18 protein-coding genes are annotated in these 18,909 nt (G+C 38.6%); 12 read left to right on the forward strand and 6 right to left on the reverse strand.

The window, feature by feature from the left end; all coding sequences use genetic code 11:
• Window positions 1–281 precede the first annotated feature (281 nt).
• Window positions 282–1,877 (forward strand): acetolactate synthase large subunit, encoded by a 1,596-nt coding sequence (locus tag CUC15_RS19685; protein WP_114918285.1) that lies wholly within the window; start codon window positions 282–284, stop codon window positions 1,875–1,877.
• Window positions 1,878–1,968: 91 nt separating this feature from the next.
• Here CUC15_RS19685 and CUC15_RS19690 read toward each other — a convergent pair whose 3' ends face one another.
• Window positions 1,969–3,561: a long-chain-fatty-acid--CoA ligase gene (locus tag CUC15_RS19690; RefSeq protein WP_114918286.1), complete on the reverse strand. Its 1,593-nt coding sequence runs from the start codon at window positions 3,559–3,561 to the stop codon at window positions 1,969–1,971.
• Between the two features lie 787 nt (window positions 3,562–4,348).
• On the opposite strand from CUC15_RS19690, the gene CUC15_RS19700 reads away from it, so the two are divergent.
• A complete protein-coding gene (locus CUC15_RS19700; RefSeq protein WP_114918288.1) occupies window positions 4,349–5,260 on the forward strand; it encodes an SDR family NAD(P)-dependent oxidoreductase in 912 nt (303 codons plus the stop codon).
• A 14-nt stretch (window positions 5,261–5,274) separates the two neighbouring features.
• Window positions 5,275–5,898: a TetR/AcrR family transcriptional regulator gene (locus tag CUC15_RS19705; RefSeq protein WP_114918524.1), complete on the forward strand. Its 624-nt coding sequence runs from the start codon at window positions 5,275–5,277 to the stop codon at window positions 5,896–5,898.
• Between the two features lie 96 nt (window positions 5,899–5,994).
• Here CUC15_RS19705 and rlmH read toward each other — a convergent pair whose 3' ends face one another.
• Window positions 5,995–6,474, reverse strand: coding sequence for a 23S rRNA (pseudouridine(1915)-N(3))-methyltransferase RlmH (gene rlmH / locus CUC15_RS19710; protein WP_114918289.1), 480 nt, complete (start codon window positions 6,472–6,474; stop codon window positions 5,995–5,997).
• A 262-nt stretch (window positions 6,475–6,736) separates the two neighbouring features.
• Between rlmH and CUC15_RS19715 the strand changes: the two genes are divergently transcribed.
• A complete protein-coding gene (locus CUC15_RS19715; RefSeq protein ID WP_242985907.1) occupies window positions 6,737–6,916 on the forward strand; it encodes an aspartyl-phosphate phosphatase Spo0E family protein in 180 nt (59 codons plus the stop codon).
• A gap of 46 nt (window positions 6,917–6,962) precedes the next feature.
• Here the strand turns inward: CUC15_RS19715 and CUC15_RS19720 are convergent, their stop codons facing one another.
• On the reverse strand, window positions 6,963–8,216 hold the full coding sequence (locus CUC15_RS19720) for an MFS transporter (RefSeq protein WP_114918290.1): 1,254 nt from the start codon (window positions 8,214–8,216) through the stop codon (window positions 6,963–6,965).
• Window positions 8,217–8,578: 362 nt separating this feature from the next.
• Between CUC15_RS19720 and CUC15_RS19725 the strand changes: the two genes are divergently transcribed.
• Both CUC15_RS19725 and CUC15_RS19730 read left to right on the forward strand, forming a co-directional pair.
• On the forward strand, window positions 8,579–9,805 hold the full coding sequence (locus CUC15_RS19725) for an MFS transporter (RefSeq protein WP_114918291.1): 1,227 nt from the start codon (window positions 8,579–8,581) through the stop codon (window positions 9,803–9,805).
• Window positions 9,806–10,005: 200 nt separating this feature from the next.
• Window positions 10,006–10,569, forward strand: coding sequence for a cupin domain-containing protein (locus CUC15_RS19730; RefSeq protein ID WP_114918292.1), 564 nt, complete (start codon window positions 10,006–10,008; stop codon window positions 10,567–10,569).
• Between the two features lie 72 nt (window positions 10,570–10,641).
• On the opposite strand, the gene CUC15_RS19735 is transcribed toward CUC15_RS19730, so the two are convergent.
• Both CUC15_RS19735 and dacB read right to left on the reverse strand, forming a co-directional pair.
• Window positions 10,642–11,814, reverse strand: coding sequence for a TraB/GumN family protein (locus CUC15_RS19735; protein WP_114918293.1), 1,173 nt, complete (start codon window positions 11,812–11,814; stop codon window positions 10,642–10,644).
• 209 nt (window positions 11,815–12,023) lie between these two features.
• Complete coding sequence (dacB, locus tag CUC15_RS19740; RefSeq protein WP_114918294.1) at window positions 12,024–13,544, reverse strand: D-alanyl-D-alanine carboxypeptidase/D-alanyl-D-alanine endopeptidase; 1,521 nt, start codon at window positions 13,542–13,544, stop codon at window positions 12,024–12,026.
• A 290-nt stretch (window positions 13,545–13,834) separates the two neighbouring features.
• Here dacB and CUC15_RS19745 point away from each other — a divergent pair, with 290 nt between their 5' ends.
• The 3 genes from CUC15_RS19745 (at window position 13,835) to uraA (ending at window position 15,911) form a co-directional block, all read left to right on the forward strand.
• Window positions 13,835–13,996, forward strand: a complete 162-nt coding sequence (locus tag CUC15_RS19745; protein WP_114918295.1) for a helix-turn-helix transcriptional regulator — start codon at window positions 13,835–13,837, stop codon at window positions 13,994–13,996.
• A 44-nt stretch (window positions 13,997–14,040) separates the two neighbouring features.
• On the forward strand, window positions 14,041–14,337 hold the full coding sequence (locus CUC15_RS19750) for a hypothetical protein (protein WP_114918296.1): 297 nt from the start codon (window positions 14,041–14,043) through the stop codon (window positions 14,335–14,337).
• 314 nt (window positions 14,338–14,651) lie between these two features.
• Window positions 14,652–15,911 carry a uracil permease gene (gene uraA / locus CUC15_RS19755; protein WP_114918297.1) on the forward strand — a complete coding sequence of 420 codons (1,260 nt, stop codon included), beginning with the start codon at window positions 14,652–14,654 and terminating at the stop codon, window positions 15,909–15,911.
• A gap of 269 nt (window positions 15,912–16,180) precedes the next feature.
• Here uraA and CUC15_RS19760 read toward each other — a convergent pair whose 3' ends face one another.
• Window positions 16,181–17,002, reverse strand: coding sequence for an STAS domain-containing protein (locus tag CUC15_RS19760; RefSeq protein WP_341457175.1), 822 nt, complete (start codon window positions 17,000–17,002; stop codon window positions 16,181–16,183).
• 312 nt (window positions 17,003–17,314) lie between these two features.
• On the opposite strand from CUC15_RS19760, the gene CUC15_RS19765 reads away from it, so the two are divergent.
• The 3 genes from CUC15_RS19765 to CUC15_RS19775 are packed head-to-tail and all read left to right on the forward strand — an operon-like array spanning window position 17,315 to window position 18,908.
• The gene (locus CUC15_RS19765) at window positions 17,315–17,863 is read left to right on the forward strand and encodes a GNAT family N-acetyltransferase (RefSeq protein ID WP_114918298.1); all 549 of its coding nucleotides are present in this window, start codon (window positions 17,315–17,317) and stop codon (window positions 17,861–17,863) included.
• The gene (locus tag CUC15_RS19770) at window positions 17,845–18,366 is read left to right on the forward strand and encodes an NUDIX hydrolase (protein ID WP_242985908.1); all 522 of its coding nucleotides are present in this window, start codon (window positions 17,845–17,847) and stop codon (window positions 18,364–18,366) included. The genes CUC15_RS19765 and CUC15_RS19770 overlap by 19 nt, the downstream gene beginning before the upstream one ends.
• Entirely contained in the window at window positions 18,363–18,908 is a 546-nt protein-coding gene (locus tag CUC15_RS19775) for a GNAT family N-acetyltransferase (RefSeq protein ID WP_114918300.1), read from the forward strand. Before CUC15_RS19770 ends, CUC15_RS19775 begins: the two co-directional genes overlap by 4 nt.
• The last annotated feature ends 1 nt before the right edge of the window (window position 18,909 follow it).

Below are 18,909 nucleotides of genomic sequence, written 5' to 3' on the forward strand. Positions count from 1 at the left end.
CATTAGGCATACAATTACTTGCTTAGTATCCCGATTCTGCCTGAAGATGTGAATACGCCTATTTTCAAATGTATATGATAGCGTGTATATAAAAATGTATTCGAGTGAAATATACATTTCGATTAATCTAGGACAAATGACTCTTATTGAGAGTCATCAACTATGGTTCGTGGAGCCTTACCATAAGTAAATGAGGTTTTTTAGATTGTAGGCATGTTCGGTTTTTTTAATGATTTAAGGGGATAATAGGGAAAACACCGTTTGTAGAGGGGCGTGGTCTTATGAAAGCAACAGATGTACTTGTTCAGTGCTTAGAAAATGAGGGGGTTGAGTATATTTTTGGCATCATGGGTAAGGAAACTCTTGACCTGATTGATTCATTATCTAAGTCTAAAAAAATTCAGTTCATAAATGTTCGTCATGAACAGAGTGCAGCTTTTATGGCAGATGTTTACGGCAGACTAACAAATAGGGTTGGTGTTTGCTTAGCAACTTTAGGACCTGGAGCGACAAATCTTTTGACCGGAATATCTAGTGCAAATCTGGACCATTCTCCAGTTGTAGCCATTACAGGACAAGCAAGCTTTGAAAGGCAGCATCAAGAATCCCATCAATATTTAGATATAGTTAAGATATTTGAACCTGCTACCAAGTGGAGCGTTCAAATTAAAGATTCGCAAACCATACCAAAAATCATTCGTAGGGCATTTAGATTAGCACAAATGGAAAAGCCAGGTGCTATTTTAATTGAATTACCTGAGAACGTAGCATCAGAAATGGCTTCAGCCCGCCTATTACCAGTATTGCCTATTCCAAAAAGTACTCCTGTTTCACAAGCTATTGAGGATGCTCGTACATTAATAGGCAAGTGCCAAAAGCCACTTGTCATAGTGGGAAACGGGGGTATCAGGCAAAATGCTATGTCAGGGCTCCTGACTTTTGTAGAGAACCTACAATCACCTGTTATCCATAGTTTTATGGCAAAAGGAGTTTTACCCAAAGAACATCAGCTAAATTATTTTACATTTGGTTTTAAAAAGAAGGATGAAGTATTACCAATAATCGAGCAATCGGATTTATTAATTGTCGTTGGTTTTGATTTTGTGGAAAGTCCGCCTATGGATTGGAATAAAACGATGCAGCCCATTTTGCATATCGACACACTCCCTGCCGAAATGGACGAGCATTACCCCGTGAAGGGAGAATTGGTTGGTGATTTAAATGAGATTTTTCAGGAACTTAATGAACTGGATATACCATCTAAACCATGGATTCCAAATGGAAATCTAAAGGAACGTATTAAGACAGCTTATCAAATTGATTTAGATGTGAAGGAAAATCTGCCACTTACCATTGAGAATATCTTAACGGTTATTGAAAAAAATGCTCCTGAAAAGACCATCGTGATTTCAGATGTCGGTGCCCACAAGCTCTCGATCGCTCGTACCTATCAATCAAAACAGGCAGGGCGACTCATCATCTCAAATGGATTTGCCTCAATGGGTATTGCGTTACCCGGTTCTATTGGTGCTAAATTAGCTTGCCATGACGCTCCAGTTATTTGTATTACTGGGGATGGAGGGGCTTTAATGAATATTTCGGAATTAGAGACTGCTAAACGACTTGGCCTGTCATTTATCATCATTGTATTAAATGATTCAACGTTAAAATTAGAGGGACAAATGATGCAGGAGAAATTCAGTCATAGCTTTGGTACGGCATTCGGAAACCCTGACTTTGTGCAGCTTGCTGAAAGCTTTGGCATAAAGGGAGTCAGACCCAAACAATTGAATGCGTTTGAACAAGTATTGAAAAATGCCTTAATACAAACGAATGAAATAACACTGATAGATATTCAAATGGGAATGGATAAATAATAGACAAGAGAGCAGGGGAGGTGTCTACCTTTTGAGCAAAAAAGCACCTTCCCTTATGTTAAAAACTGCCCCTATTGCTCTACTTACCTTCTTAATTAACCATTTTGTTCATGCTTTTCCAAAATTCGTTTCGCAAATATGCCTTCTGTATTTTTCCTGAACCTGTTTTAGGCAGTTCTTCTACAAAACTGACAGATGTTGGGGCTTTATAGTGGGCGACCCGTTCTCTTGCAAAAGCAATGATTTCCTCTTCTGTTACCGCTTCTCCATCCCGAACGACCACAACGGCATGCGGGGTCTCTCCCCATTTTTCGTGAGGGATGGAAATTACGGCCGCTTCGATTACCGCTGGATGTTCATACAGGATATTTTCCACCTCAATGGATGAAATATTTTCTCCACCACTGATAATAACATCTTTTTTCCTGTCGACGATTTCTATATTTCCGTCACTGTCGACGACTCCCATATCCCCGGTATGAAACCAGCCATTCCTGATGACTTCATTCGTCGCCTTTTCATTTTTCCAATAGCCTTCCATCACACCGTTGCTCCGGATTACAATCTCACCAATTTCCTGACTATTCGGCGCAACCTCTTCACCTTCTTCATTGACTACTTTCACGTCAGTTAATAACATTTGATAGCCCGCCTTCGATTTCATTCGGTATTGTACTTCTTTAGGCTCATCCAAATGCTGGGCGCGGATAATAGATGTTAAGGTCAGCGGGGACGTTTCTGTCATTCCATACACCTGTATGAATTCCCAGCCCATTTCTTCCTCCACTTTAGCTATAAACGTGACAGGTGGTGCAGAACCGCCGATGATAACCCTTACATTTTGTTGTTTTATATTTATTTTATTTTCTTCATAATATTGGAGCAGTGAATTCAGTACGGTAGGGGCCATGTGCATAATCGTCACGTCATGCTTTTCTAGCTTTTCAAAAATGATATTGGGACGGGTTTTCCTTAGCATGATCTGGGTAGCACCGTTCCCTGTATAATAAAATATCGAGCCCCATCCATTAACGTGAAACATAGGCAAAACATGAAGCACCACGTCTTGATCACTTACACGTAAATGATGCATCACTTGAAGAGCTTGCAGGTAATTGTTTCGATGAGTAAGCATAACGCCTTTCGGGTCTCCTGTCGTGCCGCTTGTATAAAGCAGGCTGGCAATATCCTTTTCATCCATCTCCGCACGGTCAAACGGCTTTGCTGAAAATTGGGCCAGCCACGCTTCGTATTCAAGATCGTCATCCTCAAGTTTAATTTTGCTGCCCCCGTGGACAATGATTTGTTCAACATTTAACTGATCTCGGACCGGGTCAATAAGACCGTATAATTCATAGTCCACAAATAAGATTTTGGTTTCACTATGGTTTAAAATAAACAAATAATCAATCGGCTTTAGCCGAATATTTAGTGGGACGGTAACGACTCCCAATTGAAATGCTCCGTAAAACCCTTCTAACATTTCCAACGTATTCGGTGCCAAGATAGCAACCCGATCTCCTCTTTCTACCCCCACTTTTTCCAGCCCATGGGAAAGCCTGTTTACTCTTTCATTCAGTTCGAAATAAGTAACAACCTTTTCGTCATCAATGACTGCTGTTTTATCGCCATATAGCTTAACAGCTCGATCTAAAAAATCTGTCAATAGTAATGGAATGTACATGTTAACCCCTCCCCAAAACAGGTCATATTTAGAAAATCTCCTCTGCTTTGTCCATTTTTTGACTTGCCTCCATACCTTTCTTTGTTAACTAATTTGTACTGCTCGCTGTTTATGACAAGTGATTCACTTTTCTATTTTTGATTATACTGAATTGTTTGAAATTTTCAATATGTTTTTTCGAGTTTTTTTATAATAAGAGAGGTGATTTACTAGCTTTAAAAGAAACTGATAAAAAAGGTGAATTTAAGTTACTAAACCACGGGGCGTTAGCTTATAGTCTAATGGGCATCGGTCCGTTTCTTGGGATGAGATGGATTAATTGGGAAGGGGAAGAGGTCCTTATAAAAGTCTAGGGGAACGATTCTACCAGCAAGAGATCAGTCAGTTAGAAAACGAATGCACCATTATAGATGTCAAAAATCCCAGCATGAAAGAACGCTTAGATCCAGTGACACTAAATAACTTCTTAAAACTTGTGGAACTGGCTCTAGCAAGAAGTGGTTACACAAAGAATGATTTCTTCCTTCTTTTGTTACTTCATGCAGAACGCCACATTTTGTGGTCTTCCATTACATTAAAGTCTTATCCACTATCGACATACCACCTTATTTACAATCATTTTTGCCTCTACCTATGGTATGGCTCACCGCGATATATCTAAATGAGATGATTTCCTGCTTTATTTTTCATAAATAATATTTTAAAACTTATAGTCACAATGTAAAAAGTTACGGCATATACTCTTTAAAAATGAATGAATTGTTCATTCACTAAAGGTGGCTAAAAAATGACTGATAAGACCATAAAAAAGGAATGGAACTTACAAAATAAGTATGTATTGATTACAGGAGCAACAAGTGGAATTGGACTTGCGGCTGCAAAGGCCTTTGCAGCACGTTGTGCAAATCTAGGGATTATTGCCAGGAATCAAAGCAAGGCGGAGGAGATTTCAACCCTATTACGGATGCAGACAAAGAAACCAATGAAGATTGATATTTTTATTGCTGATCTTTCCTCTCAAAGATCCATCCGAGAAGTCACTGCACAAATTCTTGAAAAGTGTCCAAGAATTGATGTTTTAGTGAATAATGCGGGCGCTTTATACGATACCTTTCAAAAAACCGAGGAAGGAGTGGAAATGACCTGGGCAGTTAACCACCTGGCTCCATTTCTTCTCACTTCACTGCTTTTGGATCATTTAAAGGAAAGTGAATCCGCTCGTATTATTAATACTGCTTCACATGGCCATAAAATGATAAAAAAAGGTTTTGACTTTGATAATGTAAACGGGGAGCATCTCTATAAGGGGATGAAAAAGTATCTAGGCGGCCCAACCATACGCTATGCACAAACTAAGCTCGCCAATATCCTATTTACAGCTGAATTAGCACGCCGTCTAGAAGGATCAAATATCACTGTTTTTTGTTTCGACCCGGGACTGGTAGCTACAAATTTTAATCAAAACAATGGATTGATGGCCAAGTCAACCATGGCTGTAATGAATCTTTTTTCCCGTACCCCCGAGAAAGGTGCAGATACATTGGTATGGCTAGCTGAATTAAAGGATACCTCAAATCTCAATGGCCAATATTTTGCTGATAGACAGCAGAAGGCACCAACAGAACTAGCAACGGATAAAGAATTAGCAAGGATACTTTGGAACATGAGTGAGGAACAAGTTCAGTTATCGAAAATTTGAGTAATACATTTGATATGAAACAAAAAAAGAAATGGGTGAATAGGATGCCTCCAAGCAATGATCACCAACTGGACAAAGTCCATGATAAACGAAGAGCACAAATTAAAAATGCGGCTTTAAAAGTATTTGCACGACGCGGATTCATTGGCACAAAAATGAGCATGATAGCCAAAGAAGCAGACATCAGCCAAGGACTTTCCTATCGATATTACCAATCAAAAGATGAACTTTTTATTGAACTTGTAAAGGATGCAATGGAAGAAACAGCTGAGGCATATGCTTCGTTGGCAAATTTGGCTGGTTCTCCTTCAGGAAAAATTAAAGAATTAACCAAAAGAATGCTCCATACTAGTAATAGACATTCGTTTATGCTTATACAACAAGTACAAATTTCTGATGTAGTCCCTGACAAGGCAAAAGAAATTGTTCAACAATATCCAAGCCCTACTTTAAACGAGCAATTAATCTCCATTTTTAAAAATGGCCAGGAGACCGGTGACTTTTGTAAAGGTGACTCAACTAAGCTTTTGATGCTCTACTTCTCAGTCATTTCCGGTTTAATGTTACTCCCCAATGAAGACGAGAAGAATAATCAATTCATAGATATAGATATTTTAATGAAACTATTATGTAAGTAGATAGAACTATCTAATTTCTATCGTTGTATATTTAATGATTCTGGCAGAAATATAACTATGTGTATTTCTGCCTTTAAATTATCCAAGAGCCCTCATTTACTTATGATATGGCTCATTTCTAATGATCCGAAACCCCCGATACACCTGCTCCACCAATATCAGTCGCATCAACTGATGAGGAAACGTCATCTTAGAAAACGACAACCCCATATCGCTACGCTTTTGTACTTCTTCACTAATTCCAAGCGATCCACCAATAACAAACGCAATCTTGCTTTTCCCATATATCGCGAGCTCATCCATCTTCGCTGCCAGCTGCTCAGAGCTTAGCATCTTCCCGTTTATTTCTAGTGTAATGACGTATGTGTCCTGGCTAATATGAGATAAAATCCGTTCTCCTTCTTTCCGTTTCACTTCCAGCATTTCCGCTTCACTCATGTTTTCTGGTGCTTTTTCATCTACTACTTCAATGATCTCTACCTTTGCATAGGCAGTTAATCGTTTTAAATATTCCTGGATGCCTTGTTTAAGGTATTTTTCCTTTAGTTTTCCGACAGTTACAATTGAAATTTTCATTTAGTTTCCGATCCTTTTCTCATTGCTTTTGGCAATGATGTTTTAGACTTAGCAAAAGCTTCTAACTAGAGTTTACCCTATATCGCAAGCAAAATGAATTATTTCCTGAGACTATAGGACTCTGTTACAGGCTAAACACTTCCAATGAAATCCTATTTTTAAAGCCTTGCAAACTTTACTCCTAGTTTTTTCACAAATTAAGAAAAATTTCTCTAATTTGGTTTCAAAATGGTTATTTCTGGTTATAAACAGTATTAGGGGTGTGATCAAAATAGTAAAAACGAGGCAAACAATAGAGCTTCAGATTGAGCGGTTAAGATCGAGAATGTATCATGCCTTTGAAAAGGGCGAGCATTACGATCAAGTTGTTGCTATTTCCAAGGAGCTAGACGGCTTGCTTAACAAACTGGAGAATCTACATACCAAAACGAATGCAAAATAAAAATGACTCACCCAACGCTAATATGGGAGAGTCATTTTTATGTACTTTATTCCGCTGCCCTATTATCTGGCACAAAGATTAGAACAATAAATCCGATGATAAATAATATAATCAGACTAAATACACCATAGGAAGTGTTTCCAGTAATTTGCGCGGTTAGTCCGACTAAAAATGGACCAAGAATCGCAGCGAATTTTCCGAAGATATTATAAAATCCGAAGAACTCATTCGCTCTTTCTTTCGGTACAATTTGTGCAAAATACGAACGGCTGAGTGCCTGAATACCACCTTGTGCGGTTGCCACAAGCATAGCCAGAACCCAGAAGTCGGTAATCGTTTCTAAAAATATTGCGTAAATACAGATGATGATATAAATTAAAATACCGGTATAGAGCATCCGCTTCGCACCGAATTTCTTGGCAAGGTACCCGAATAATATTGCGAACGGAGCGGCAACAATTTGTACAGCTAATAATGCAATAATCAGATCAGTCGCACCGAGTCCTAAATCGGTTCCATATGCTGTCGACATCGAAATAATTGTACCAACACCATCAATATAGAAGAAATAAGCGATTAAAAAGATGAATATCGTTCGGTATTGCCTTATATCACGAAATGTTTGCCAAAGACGTTTAAAGCTGCTTGCAATAATTCTTGGTTCACGCTCAACATAGTGGAGCTGATGGACGTTTTTTATCATTGGAATGGCAAAAGTCATCCACCATACCGCCGTGATTAGGAAGGCAATTCGGCTCGCGGTTGTTGCTGATAACGGGATGATTTCCAGCTGTGACAGCATGATAACGGTAATACTCAAAACAAAGGGAATCGAGCTCCCTATATAGCCTAAAGCATATCCCCTTGCCGAAACATCATCCATCCGCTCCTTCGTTGTTACATCGACGATAAAAGCATCATAGAAGACGACCGCACCTCTCGACCCGATAGAGGTAAACGTATAAATAATTAATAATAAAATCCAACTATCACTTGGGACGAATAGAAGTGATATTGTTGCTAATGTACCCATCGTGAAGAAAAACAGGAAGAACTTTTTCTTCATACCTTTATAATCGGCGATTGTACCTAAAATCGGCCCGAGCAGCGCTAATATTAACGTTGCAATCGAAATCGTATACCCTAGATATGCTGTTGAATCTACATCAGCGACACCTGCATTTCCTGCAACGGCTTTATAATAGATTGGAAAAATAGCGGTTGTAATAATAATAGAATAAGCAGAGTCTGCCCAATCATACATCATCCAGCTCTTCTCTTTTTTAGTAAACTTCCCCAAGCACATTCCCTCCCCCAATAGACCTATATTCAAGTGTACAACATCAGGTAGTAGATTACAGTTATAATATGAAAAAATTTACAATTTTAATACAAATGTTGGGACATGGGGACAGGTCCCTTATTACCACCTTGACAAATGTTTAAATAATTCATTATACTTAACCTAACCAAATACCAATACAACTGTACCACATTGTAGTTTACACCCTGTTTGAATTCTGTTGTCCTACCCAGCTTACGTGCTTATGTCTCTACTTTGGAGCCTTTGCAAGGGGAAACTAGAAAATTATATTGAATACGCTTCCATGAAAAATAAAAACGACCCATTACATATGAAAATAAGAATCGAGGTTCATACCTTTGCAAAGAAAAAAGAATACTTCAGAAAAATTATGGACGAAATACTTTATTCTAACGTTTATCTACTCTTTATTTACATCCATCTCTAACAATATGTTATTAACAGGACTTCCGCTATACGCAATCCATCTTGGCGGGAATAATTCCATCTCAGGATTACTTTTCGGGCTTTTTATGCTATTTGCTATTTTTTCTCGTCCGCTTTTTGGTAAATTAATCGACGAAAAGAGCAGAAGAATGGTACTGATTACCGGCGGTGTTATATCAGCTATCCTTAGCCTTTCTTATGTATTCGCCCTTTCCATCGGTCTATTGCTCTTATTAAGAGCGTTCCATGGATTCGGTTTCGGTGCAACAACCAATTCTTCCGGCACCGTTGTTTCCGATATTGTTCCAAAAAGCAGATTAGCAGAGGGAATCGGTTATTTTGGGTTAGCGAATACTCTGGCTACTGCTGTAGGGCCTGCTTTAAGCTTGTTTATCATCATGAATTATAATTATAATCTGCTATTTATCGTTTCATCTATTCTAGGTTTCATCGCATTATTCTGCAGCTTTTTTATTAATTACGAGCGGAAGAATAATGAGTCTGAGCATGAATTATCCAATCCTAAAGTAAAAAGAAAGCTTTCGGAGATTATGTATGAAAAAACAGCATTGCCAACCGGCCTAGTTACGATATTTATTTATGTTGCGATGGGTGCAACATTGACGTTCATCCCAATATATGCACTTTCACTAGGGATAGAAGATATCGGATTATATTTTACAGTTTATTCATTCGCTCTATTGTTTACGAGAATTGCAGGTGGGAAATTGGCCGATAAATACGGGTATTCACTTGTTATCATCCCAGGTATGATTATGATTGTGCTATCATTTGTCGTTTTGGCTTATGCAACATCATTATCCGCCTTTATCATCTCAGCCATTTTATATGGACTAGGTTTAGGATCAGTTGATCCAACATTAAATGCAGTGATGATTCGACTTTGCCCGCCGGATAGAAGAGGTGTAGGGAATTCTACCTTCTTTACTGCCAAAGATCTAGGTGGCGGTTTGGGTGCTGTCATCTTCGGATTCGTTTCACTAAGTCAAGGGTTTAGATCTGTTTATCTTTACTGTGCTCTAAGTATTATCCTCGCGATGATTGCCTATCATTTCATCCTAAGAAGACAGATAAGCAGCATGGAGAAAGTTGTTGGTGGAATAAAACAAAGTGCATAGTTTGGAAGGCATTATGTTTATCTTTTTTCAGATTAGGTAGCATTTCTCAACAGAGAGTGCTACTATTTTTTTGGCTAGGTTTGCCAATCATTTCTATAGAACGTCTTCAATCTAGGTACATTCCTTTAACATTGCGAATAAGATATTTAATAACTTACTGCCCATTTAGGCGGAATGAATCTGAGAGGGGAATGAGCAATATGTACGCTGTTCCTTATGTGTATCCATACCCTTATTACGTCAATACACCAATATATACCTACAACACGAGACAACCTATGTACTGGGGTTTTACTGAGAGTAGCGCATATGCCAATCGAAATCTTTATTTACAAACACCAGTTGAAGAAGGAAGTAATTTAAAGGATTTTGGAAAAGGACCGTTTATAGTGAAAATTGATAAGGCAGCGGAGCAAAACAATACATTTCGTACAGTTTTATGGACAGGTAATCATTTGCAAGTTACTGTGATGAGTCTTAATATCGGGGAAGACACCGGTTTAGAAGTTCATCCTAACGCCGATCAATTCATACGTATTGAGGATGGTCAAGGAATCGTTCAAATCGGAGATAAGAGAGGCAAATATTATATTCTGGAAAAAGTGCATGATGATGACGCAATTATCGTTCCCGCCGGAAAATGGCATAATTTGATAAATACAGGTGATAAAGCACTAAAACTCTATACAATCTATGCCCCGCCACAGTATCCATTAGCTACTATTCATAGAACGAAAGCAGACGCAATAGCTGCTCATGACTAAAAGTAAATTAATAAAAAACCCAGCTAATCTACTTCTTAAGTGAAGTTAGCTGGGTTTCTAGCTTTATCTCTTTTAGTTTATCAAGTTATCGATAAACAACCGAACAACATCCGCACCACCAATAAACGTTCCGAGTGAGCTTCCGATGTTAGCGAACACTACAACGAGTAACACCCGGGTCACTTTATTTTTCCAGAATCCTTTAAAACTAAAAACATCCTCTGATAGACGTTCGAAATCTCGTACTGTTGGTTTACTGAAATATGCTTGGACAAATCCGGCGAACCAGCCTGCAGCTGTGAGTGGATCAAGTGCCGATATCGGTGCTGCTACAAACGCCGTGATAATTGCTACTGGATGGCCAAGTGCTATCGCTACACCAAGTGCTGATAGAGCGCCATGCCAAAGAATCCAGCTTGTCGCCTGCTGCATTCCTGCGACAGGGTTCGAAAGAAAGGTATATACAACCATTGCAATGATTAACAATGGAATCAACCAGCCAACCACCTTTGGCCACTTCGGCTTAGGTGGCCGTTTCGTTAGCTGTTTTAGATCATGCTCCTTATGTATTTCCTTGGTAATCCCTGGAACATGTGCAGCACCTAAGACAGCGACAACTTTATCGCCGGGAGCCTTCTTGATTTTTTGTGCTAAATACTGGTCACGTTCATCGATTAATGGCTTTTTAAGTTTCGGGAAATAATCCGTAAATTCCTGCAGCATCGCATTAATCGTATCCTGATTTTTCATCTTTTCCAGTTCTTCTTCTGAGATGCTTTCTTTACTAAATACACTGCCAACGATTTGCGCAAGCAGCATCGATTTCCCTTTAAAACCGATGTTTCCCCAAATTCGCGAAAAGGTAATTTGGATATTCCTGTCTGCAAGTACAAGATTCGCTCCCGTTTCCTTTGCAGATTCGATTCCCTGAATCATTTCTTGCCCAGCATTGATGCCGAACTGACTTGCCATTCTTTTTTGAAAAGAGGATATCGCCAGGTTCATTAACAGCAGGCTTGCCTTTCTATCCTTAATTACCTTAAATATATTCGTATCGCTCCATTTATTTCCTTCAGTAATCGATTCATACCGCTGTTCATCAAGCTCAATACAGACAGAATCCGGACGTTCTGATTCAATCACTTCTTTTACCTGTTCTGCACTATGCTTCGATACATGAGCAGTACCAATGAGAATAATCTCTTTATTGTCTATATGTAATCGGGTTACGTTTTCCTCCACCATCTGTTACCTTCCTTTTTTAGAAAACTAGGGTTTAACCGAGACTTACTCTGACTGCCTTAGTTACAATTATTGAAATTTTTTACCCTTAACTACAAAAGTCTCCGCTCAGAAACCATGCCACTGCAACTAAGAGCGTATACTATCATTCTAAACTACTATCATCCAAAATAGTATTCATTTTTCATTAACTTCTTTCCCAATCTATTATCCTATTCGAATTCATGTGTGGCAAGCATAGTCGCAATTGCATCTTCTATTGACGTTACCGAATTGCTTAAAAAATTATTTGCCACGATCGAGAAAATTAATTTCTCTCCATCTGAAGTTGTAACATAACCTGCAAGTGACGACACACCAGTAAGGGACCCTGTCTTCGCAATAACATTTCCTTTAGCTGGTCCTTCCTTCATCCGGTGCCTGAGCGTTCCACCAACAAGCCGCTCCTGCATTCCCGCTACCGGTAAGGATAATTCAAAGTCGGCAAACCATTCCTTCTGCTGAACCTGATAAAGCAGCTTTGTTAGCTCGCTTGCAGGGATTAACGTTTTATGTGACATACCAGAGCCATCCCGGAATTGAACGGTATCTGGATTAACGCCTAAAGCTGCTGCCGTTTCACCAATTACCTCTAGTCCCTTGTCCCAGCTTCCTTCGCCACGGGAAACCTGCCCCAGTTCCTTCGTTAATGTTTCTCCAATTCCGTTATTGCTTAATTTCATAAAAGGCAGCAGCAGCTCGTTTAATGGGATTGACTTTACCGATGTTAGTACCGTTGCATTCTCTGGGGCTACTCCCGTTTGAACTTCTGAATTGCCGGCAAACTTGATGCCTTGCTGCTCCAATGATTGTTTAAAGATATTCAGCACATATTCAGTCGGTTCCCATACTGCAATCCATTCTCTTGAATTCGTTCCGTTTACAGGAATTTTCCCCTCGACAATAATATTATTCGTACCATGCTCCCGCTCAATCGATAGATCCTTCGCTTCATTTGCTGAAACCATTTCAGTCTTGTTCACAATCGTAACGTAATTAGTCTTGGGAGTCAGTGCCACTTGCGCCTGCTCACCATGCTTCGTTCCTGGAATTACTTCAACGATGACAGTTCCAGCGTCATAATCTGCATTTGGGGAAAGTGTCAGCGCAGAGACCTGTGCACCGGTATAGAAAGACTCATCGGACCAGTTCAAATCCTGTGAAAGCCGAATCGAATCATACCACTGATCGTCACCAATTAAATTTCCGTTTATTTGGTTAATCCCTTGCTTCTTCAATTCGCTTGCAACTTGATCCAAATCCGCTTTTAATAATGTCGGATCTCCTTTGCCCCGAATATACAGGTTGCCTTTCAGTACCTTACCTTTTATCTTTCCGTTCGTCACGAATTCCGTTGCAAACCGGTAGTTCGGACCAAGTGTCTCTAGACTAGCTGCTGCGGTTAATATTTTCATATTTGATGCTGGATGCAATCGTAAATCACCTTGGTGGGCATAGATTTCCTCGCCCGTTTCCGCCTTACGAACACTTATCCCGACGCTTGCCCCGTCCAGAGATTCATCCAGTAAGATTACTGCCATTTTTTCCGCTAATGTTTGAGGTTCCTCTATTTCGGAAACCTCATTGGTTGCTTTAATAATAGGAGGTTCATCCTTGTTTATAAACGAAATAGCAGCAATTACCAATATCAAGAGAATTAGAAAGCCATATAGAATCTTATTCTTCGAAACCATTACCAGATCACACCCCCTATTATTTGAATATTTTAATTATACACTAAAATAACCTGGATGGAAGTTATTCTTAGAAAACTAAGGCTTAGCAAATCCTTATGATGACAGCCTTAGTTACACTTATGTGGTAAGAAAGTTCTTCACTTTTAACTACCAAAGATAATTATTATTGCCTAAGATAATGGGAAATATGCGGATACTGCTATTTCAATCCGTTGCTGATAATCATTTGCATTATAAAATTACAATTTGTAAGAAATAAATTACAATTTTAATTAGAGGTGGTGTTAGTGTTACTCAACAAATTAGTAATTTATCGAGCAGAAAAAGGATGGACACAAGAACAACTCGCAAAAAAGGTTGGTGTTAGTCGCCAGACCATTGCTACACTTGAGAAAAATAAATATAATCCTTCCCTAATTCTTGCCTTCAAAATCGCAAATGCTTTTTAGAAACCATTAACGGATGTTTTTGATTATAAGGAGGAATGATCGATATGTTATGGTTAGCAACACTGTTTCTAGCTGTAGTATTTATTTGTCATATGTACATCTTAAGATTTAATGATAGTGAGGAAGGGACGGATGAACGGGGGAGGGAAATTCAATACAAAACAAATAATATGCTATATGGCGTTTTGTATATAGGTGTTATTTTATTGTATTGTCTCGTTGAATTATTTGAAATAATCCCGATTGAGTATCTTCCTGATATATTGTTATGGTTCGTGCTTTCTTTAGGTATATTTGGAAGTATATTCAATTATATCAATAAAAACAGGAAGAATTATTAAGCATGTTTAACTGAGCTTTAATCGACCTCTTGTATCTTGGACACGCTTCAACCTTATTTACTATTATTAGTTTAAAAGATGAATGAAATCAAAAACACTTGACTTTTTTCGATTTCCTTTGCATAATACTTGTAGATTACCTTTAAAACAGTCCTGTGAGGCTGGCAAGGTTTGTGCGGATTCGTTGTGCATATTGATGCGCAATCATTTTAGGCAGGCTACAGCTTGTCTAAATGAAATGCACCTTGCCAGTTTATCGGGCAAGGTGCATTTTTTTATTTACTAACATAACATACAGAATAGGGGAGAAGACAATGTCACAACGTGAGATTCAAGTTGATGAGCGTCTGCCATTTTTACAAAGTTTACCACTTAGCTTTCAGCACTTATTTGCAATGTTCGGTTCAACCGTTTTAGTACCGATTATTTTTGGAGTCGATCCAGCAACAATCCTACTGATGAACGGAATTGGAACGATACTATATATCTTCATTACGAAAGGAAAAATTCCTGCATATCTAGGATCAAGCTTCGCGTTCATTTCACCAGTTACCCTCGTCATTACCCAGGGTGGCGGCTATGGCGCAGCACTAGGTGGATTCTTCGTTGTAGGTCTTGTTCTAGTCCTAATCGGTTTAATCGTTAAAGTTGCAGGGACCACGTGGATTGATACTGTCTTCCCACCAGCTGCAATGGGAGCAATTGTTGCCGTAATTGGTCTTGAGCTTGTGCCAACTGCTGCAGGCATGGCGGGACTTGTGCCCGATCCAACTATCCCAGTTGATACAACAGCAATCACAGTTTCACTGCTTACACTAGGCTTTACAATTGTTTATTGGGTTGTTCTTCGCGGCTTTTTGAAAATCATCCCAATCCTGCTTGGAATTGTAACAGGATATGTTATCGCAACTTTCTTCGGTATCGTTGATTATACAGCTGTAAAAGAAGCGGCATGGATTCAATTGCCAACCTTCTACCAAATTGAGTTTAACTGGTCAGATATTCTAATTATCCTTCCTGCTGCGCTCGTGTTAATTCCAGAGCATATCGGACACTTAGTCGTAACAGGAAATATCGTGAAGAAAGACCTTGTGAAGGATCCTGGACTTGATCGTTCTTTATTCGGTAACGGGATTTCAACGATGATATCCAGTTTACTTGGATCAACACCAAATACAACATACGGCGAGAATATCGGTGTACTTGCAATCACACGTGTATATTCTACTTGGATTATCGGTGGAGCAGCAGTAATTGCAGTAATCTTATCGTTCTGCGGAAAACTTGCGGCACTAATTACGACAATCCCGACTCCTGTAATGGGCGGAATTTCCTTACTATTATTCGGAATCATCGCCGTAAGCGGACTTCGAATTCTAGTGGAACAAAAAGTGGATTATAGTAATTCACAAAACCTGATTTTAACTTGTGTTGTGCTTGCAGTAGGAATTAGTGGAGCTTCCATCTCACTTGGCGAAGTAGCATTATCAGGTATGGGGCTTGCAACAATTGTTGCGGTTATTTTGAGCCTCTTCTTTAAACTATTAAATGTGCTTAAGCTTGCAAATGAATAGAATCTTAAAATGAGATACCCCCTGTATTTTTACAAGGGGTATTTTTTGTATCAAAAGACTTACTTGATGAAATAGTACCCTCGAAAATGAATTTAAAGAAATAATTGAAATGATAGATGCAAGTTTGTTAAAAATGCTCTTAAACAGACGGGGCAGGTTAGTGAGGTACTAAGAATGGAGCAGATGTATTGTAAACAGAGTTTACTCTGCTTCTTAACTGATAAAAAGCAAAAAGCAATCTCTTTAATAAGTGAGATTGCCATTTTTTACTACGATTTTACTTCAAAATATTCATTTAAGGCTTGTTGTAAAGTTCCTTTTACTTCTGTATTTTCTTCAATGTTCATTCCTAAGTGAACCATTTTTTTGGCAAGTTGCGGTCTTAATCCCGTTAGAATCGATTTTGAACCCATCAGCTTTACCCCAATGAGCACTTTTTGAAAAATAGCAACCGTATATTCGTCCATTTCAGGTATTCCAGAAAGGTCGATAATTAATGTTTTGATCCTTAGCCTTGATATTTCACTTAAAACTTTTTCTTCAATAATATCCATTCGATATGAATCAAACATGCCAATCATTGGCAATACGGCTATAGTAGAGCTGACTGGTATAATTGGAACCGATAGATGTTCAACTAATTTCCTTTGATCCCTAATTAATTCATCTTTATAGTTAGAATAGCTAATAAAAAAGCTATTTAAAAACTCATCAATTCCATCGTTAATTGTCTGTTCCAGTTCATAAAAATCTGTAGCGAATTTAGAACTGCTGTTTAATGGACTATATTTACGGAGTAGATGCCATAGAGTACGTCTAAGCGCATGTATCCATTCTAATTTGAACGCCAGGGTTAATGAATGTTTCGCCCAGGAAATTCCTTCTACTTTTGCAAAATCAATGAGTTCATCTCGCTTATTTCCCACAACAAAGAGGGCAATAGTTTCTGCATTTTTCAAAAGGTCAATATTTCCCGCTTCTAGAATAGCAGTGATTTTCGTGGCAACATTTCCTGCCTCTGATAAAAGCATCGACTGAAATTCTTCTCTGTTATTCATAATATAATGGTCAATACTGCTTCTGGCTGTCACATTAAGTTCCTCCTATTATGATTTTTGTCGAAAGGTCGAAAAAAAATGTATATATATCTATTCTATATTAATTAGAAAATCCCTTCTTTTCTATTATCTCATAAATTTAGTTCTACTATGGTCCTGAATGGCTTATGTGATTAAACTTTATTACAAAACCAAACCTAAATATGCTGGATAGAGTATTTTGTATAATTATTTCAAAATGAATTCGCATAATTTCGATAGAAAACAAAGACATTATTATTTTTTCAGATAATAACTGTGGTATGATTATTTTTACTTAGAAAATAACGGAAGGTGATGTTGATGATGTTTCGTTATGAAATTGACGAGGAGATTGTATTACAGCAGCTTGAAATAAAAGATGCTCATGCTCTATTTCAGCTTATCGATCAGTCTAGAGTATATTTACGTGCATGGCTTCCATGGGTTGATGGCAATCAAACCGCGGATGATTCACAGGCATTTATCGAGCATACTATACAAACATTGGAAGCAAGAAAAGGACTTACAACCGGAATCTATTACCAAGGGAAACTGGTGGGAATGGCGGGATACAACAGCTTGGACTTCCGAAATAAAATTGGCCATATTGGCTACTGGCTGGCTGAGGTTTATCAAGGAAAGGGCATTATGACCCGTGTTGCCCGGGCATTAACGGAGTATGCTTTTCATGAACTGGACCTTAACCGTGTCGAGATACGTGCCGCATATGAAAATTTAAGAAGTCGTGAAATCCCTAAGCGATTAAGCTTTGTTGAAGAAGGTAAAATTAGACAGGCAGAATGGTTATATGATCATTATGTCGATCATGTCGTGTATGGGATGCTGGCAAGTGATTGGGAAAACATCCGCTAGATGACATCACAATGGGAGTGAATGAAATGGATATCGTATTTAAAACAGCTGCCGCCATTTTTAATTATCGTGTTGTGGGAATATGGATTGAAAACGAACAGGTACTTATACATAAGGACGTTAATGATACGAATTGGGCGCTCCCGGGAGGAAGGGTTGCGCTTGGAGAAGATTCCCGAGCTGCACTCAGTCGGGAATTCCAAGAAGAACTTGCAGTAGACATAGACGTTATGCAACTGGATTGGGTAGTAGAAAACTTTTTTAATTATAGGGGCAATGATTTTCATGAAATTGGCTTTTATTATGAAGTATCGTCAAAAGACAAATCCTTATTGCAGGAAGGCGAATTCCACGGTTCAGAAGGGGATCGACTCGTTTATCAGTGGGTGCCAATTGAAGAACTATCGGAATATGAATTGCTTCCTAGCTTTTTAAAAACAGGTTTAATGGATTTACCCACCAGTACGGTGCATTTAATCAATAGAGATGGGGAAGATAAATGACCAAGATAAATGGGAAGTCAATTTATATTCGTTCATTTACAATTGACGACGCTAAACCATTAGTTTCATTACAGCTGACCAATCGTGATTTCTTTGAGAAATTCGCCATGCAACGAGATAAAGCTTTCTACACCCTTGAAGGACAAATGGAAAAAATACAAGGATATGAAAAAAATAAAGAGCATGACCAGCAATATATGTTCGGAATTTTTAAAATTAAAACAGACGAATTAATCGGCACCATCAATTTATCGCAAGTACTCCGTGGCTCCCTGCAAAGTGCTTATATCGGTTATTTCCTTGATCAATCGCAAAATGGAAAAGGGTACATGACAGAAGCTGTAAAGCTAATCCTGATCTACGCCTTCGATCAGTTACGGTTGCACCGAATTGAAGCTGGTGTCATGCCGCATAATATCGGTTCAATTCGCGTTTTGGAAAAAGCCGGTTTCCACAAAGAGGGACTCGCCGTGAAAAATGTTAAAATAAATGGTAAATGGGAAGACCATCAGGTATTAGCAATTATTAATCCGAACGACTAGT

Source organism: Oceanobacillus zhaokaii, from assembly GCF_003352005.1.
Taxonomy (GTDB): Bacteria; Bacillota; Bacilli; order Bacillales; family Amphibacillaceae; genus Oceanobacillus; species Oceanobacillus zhaokaii.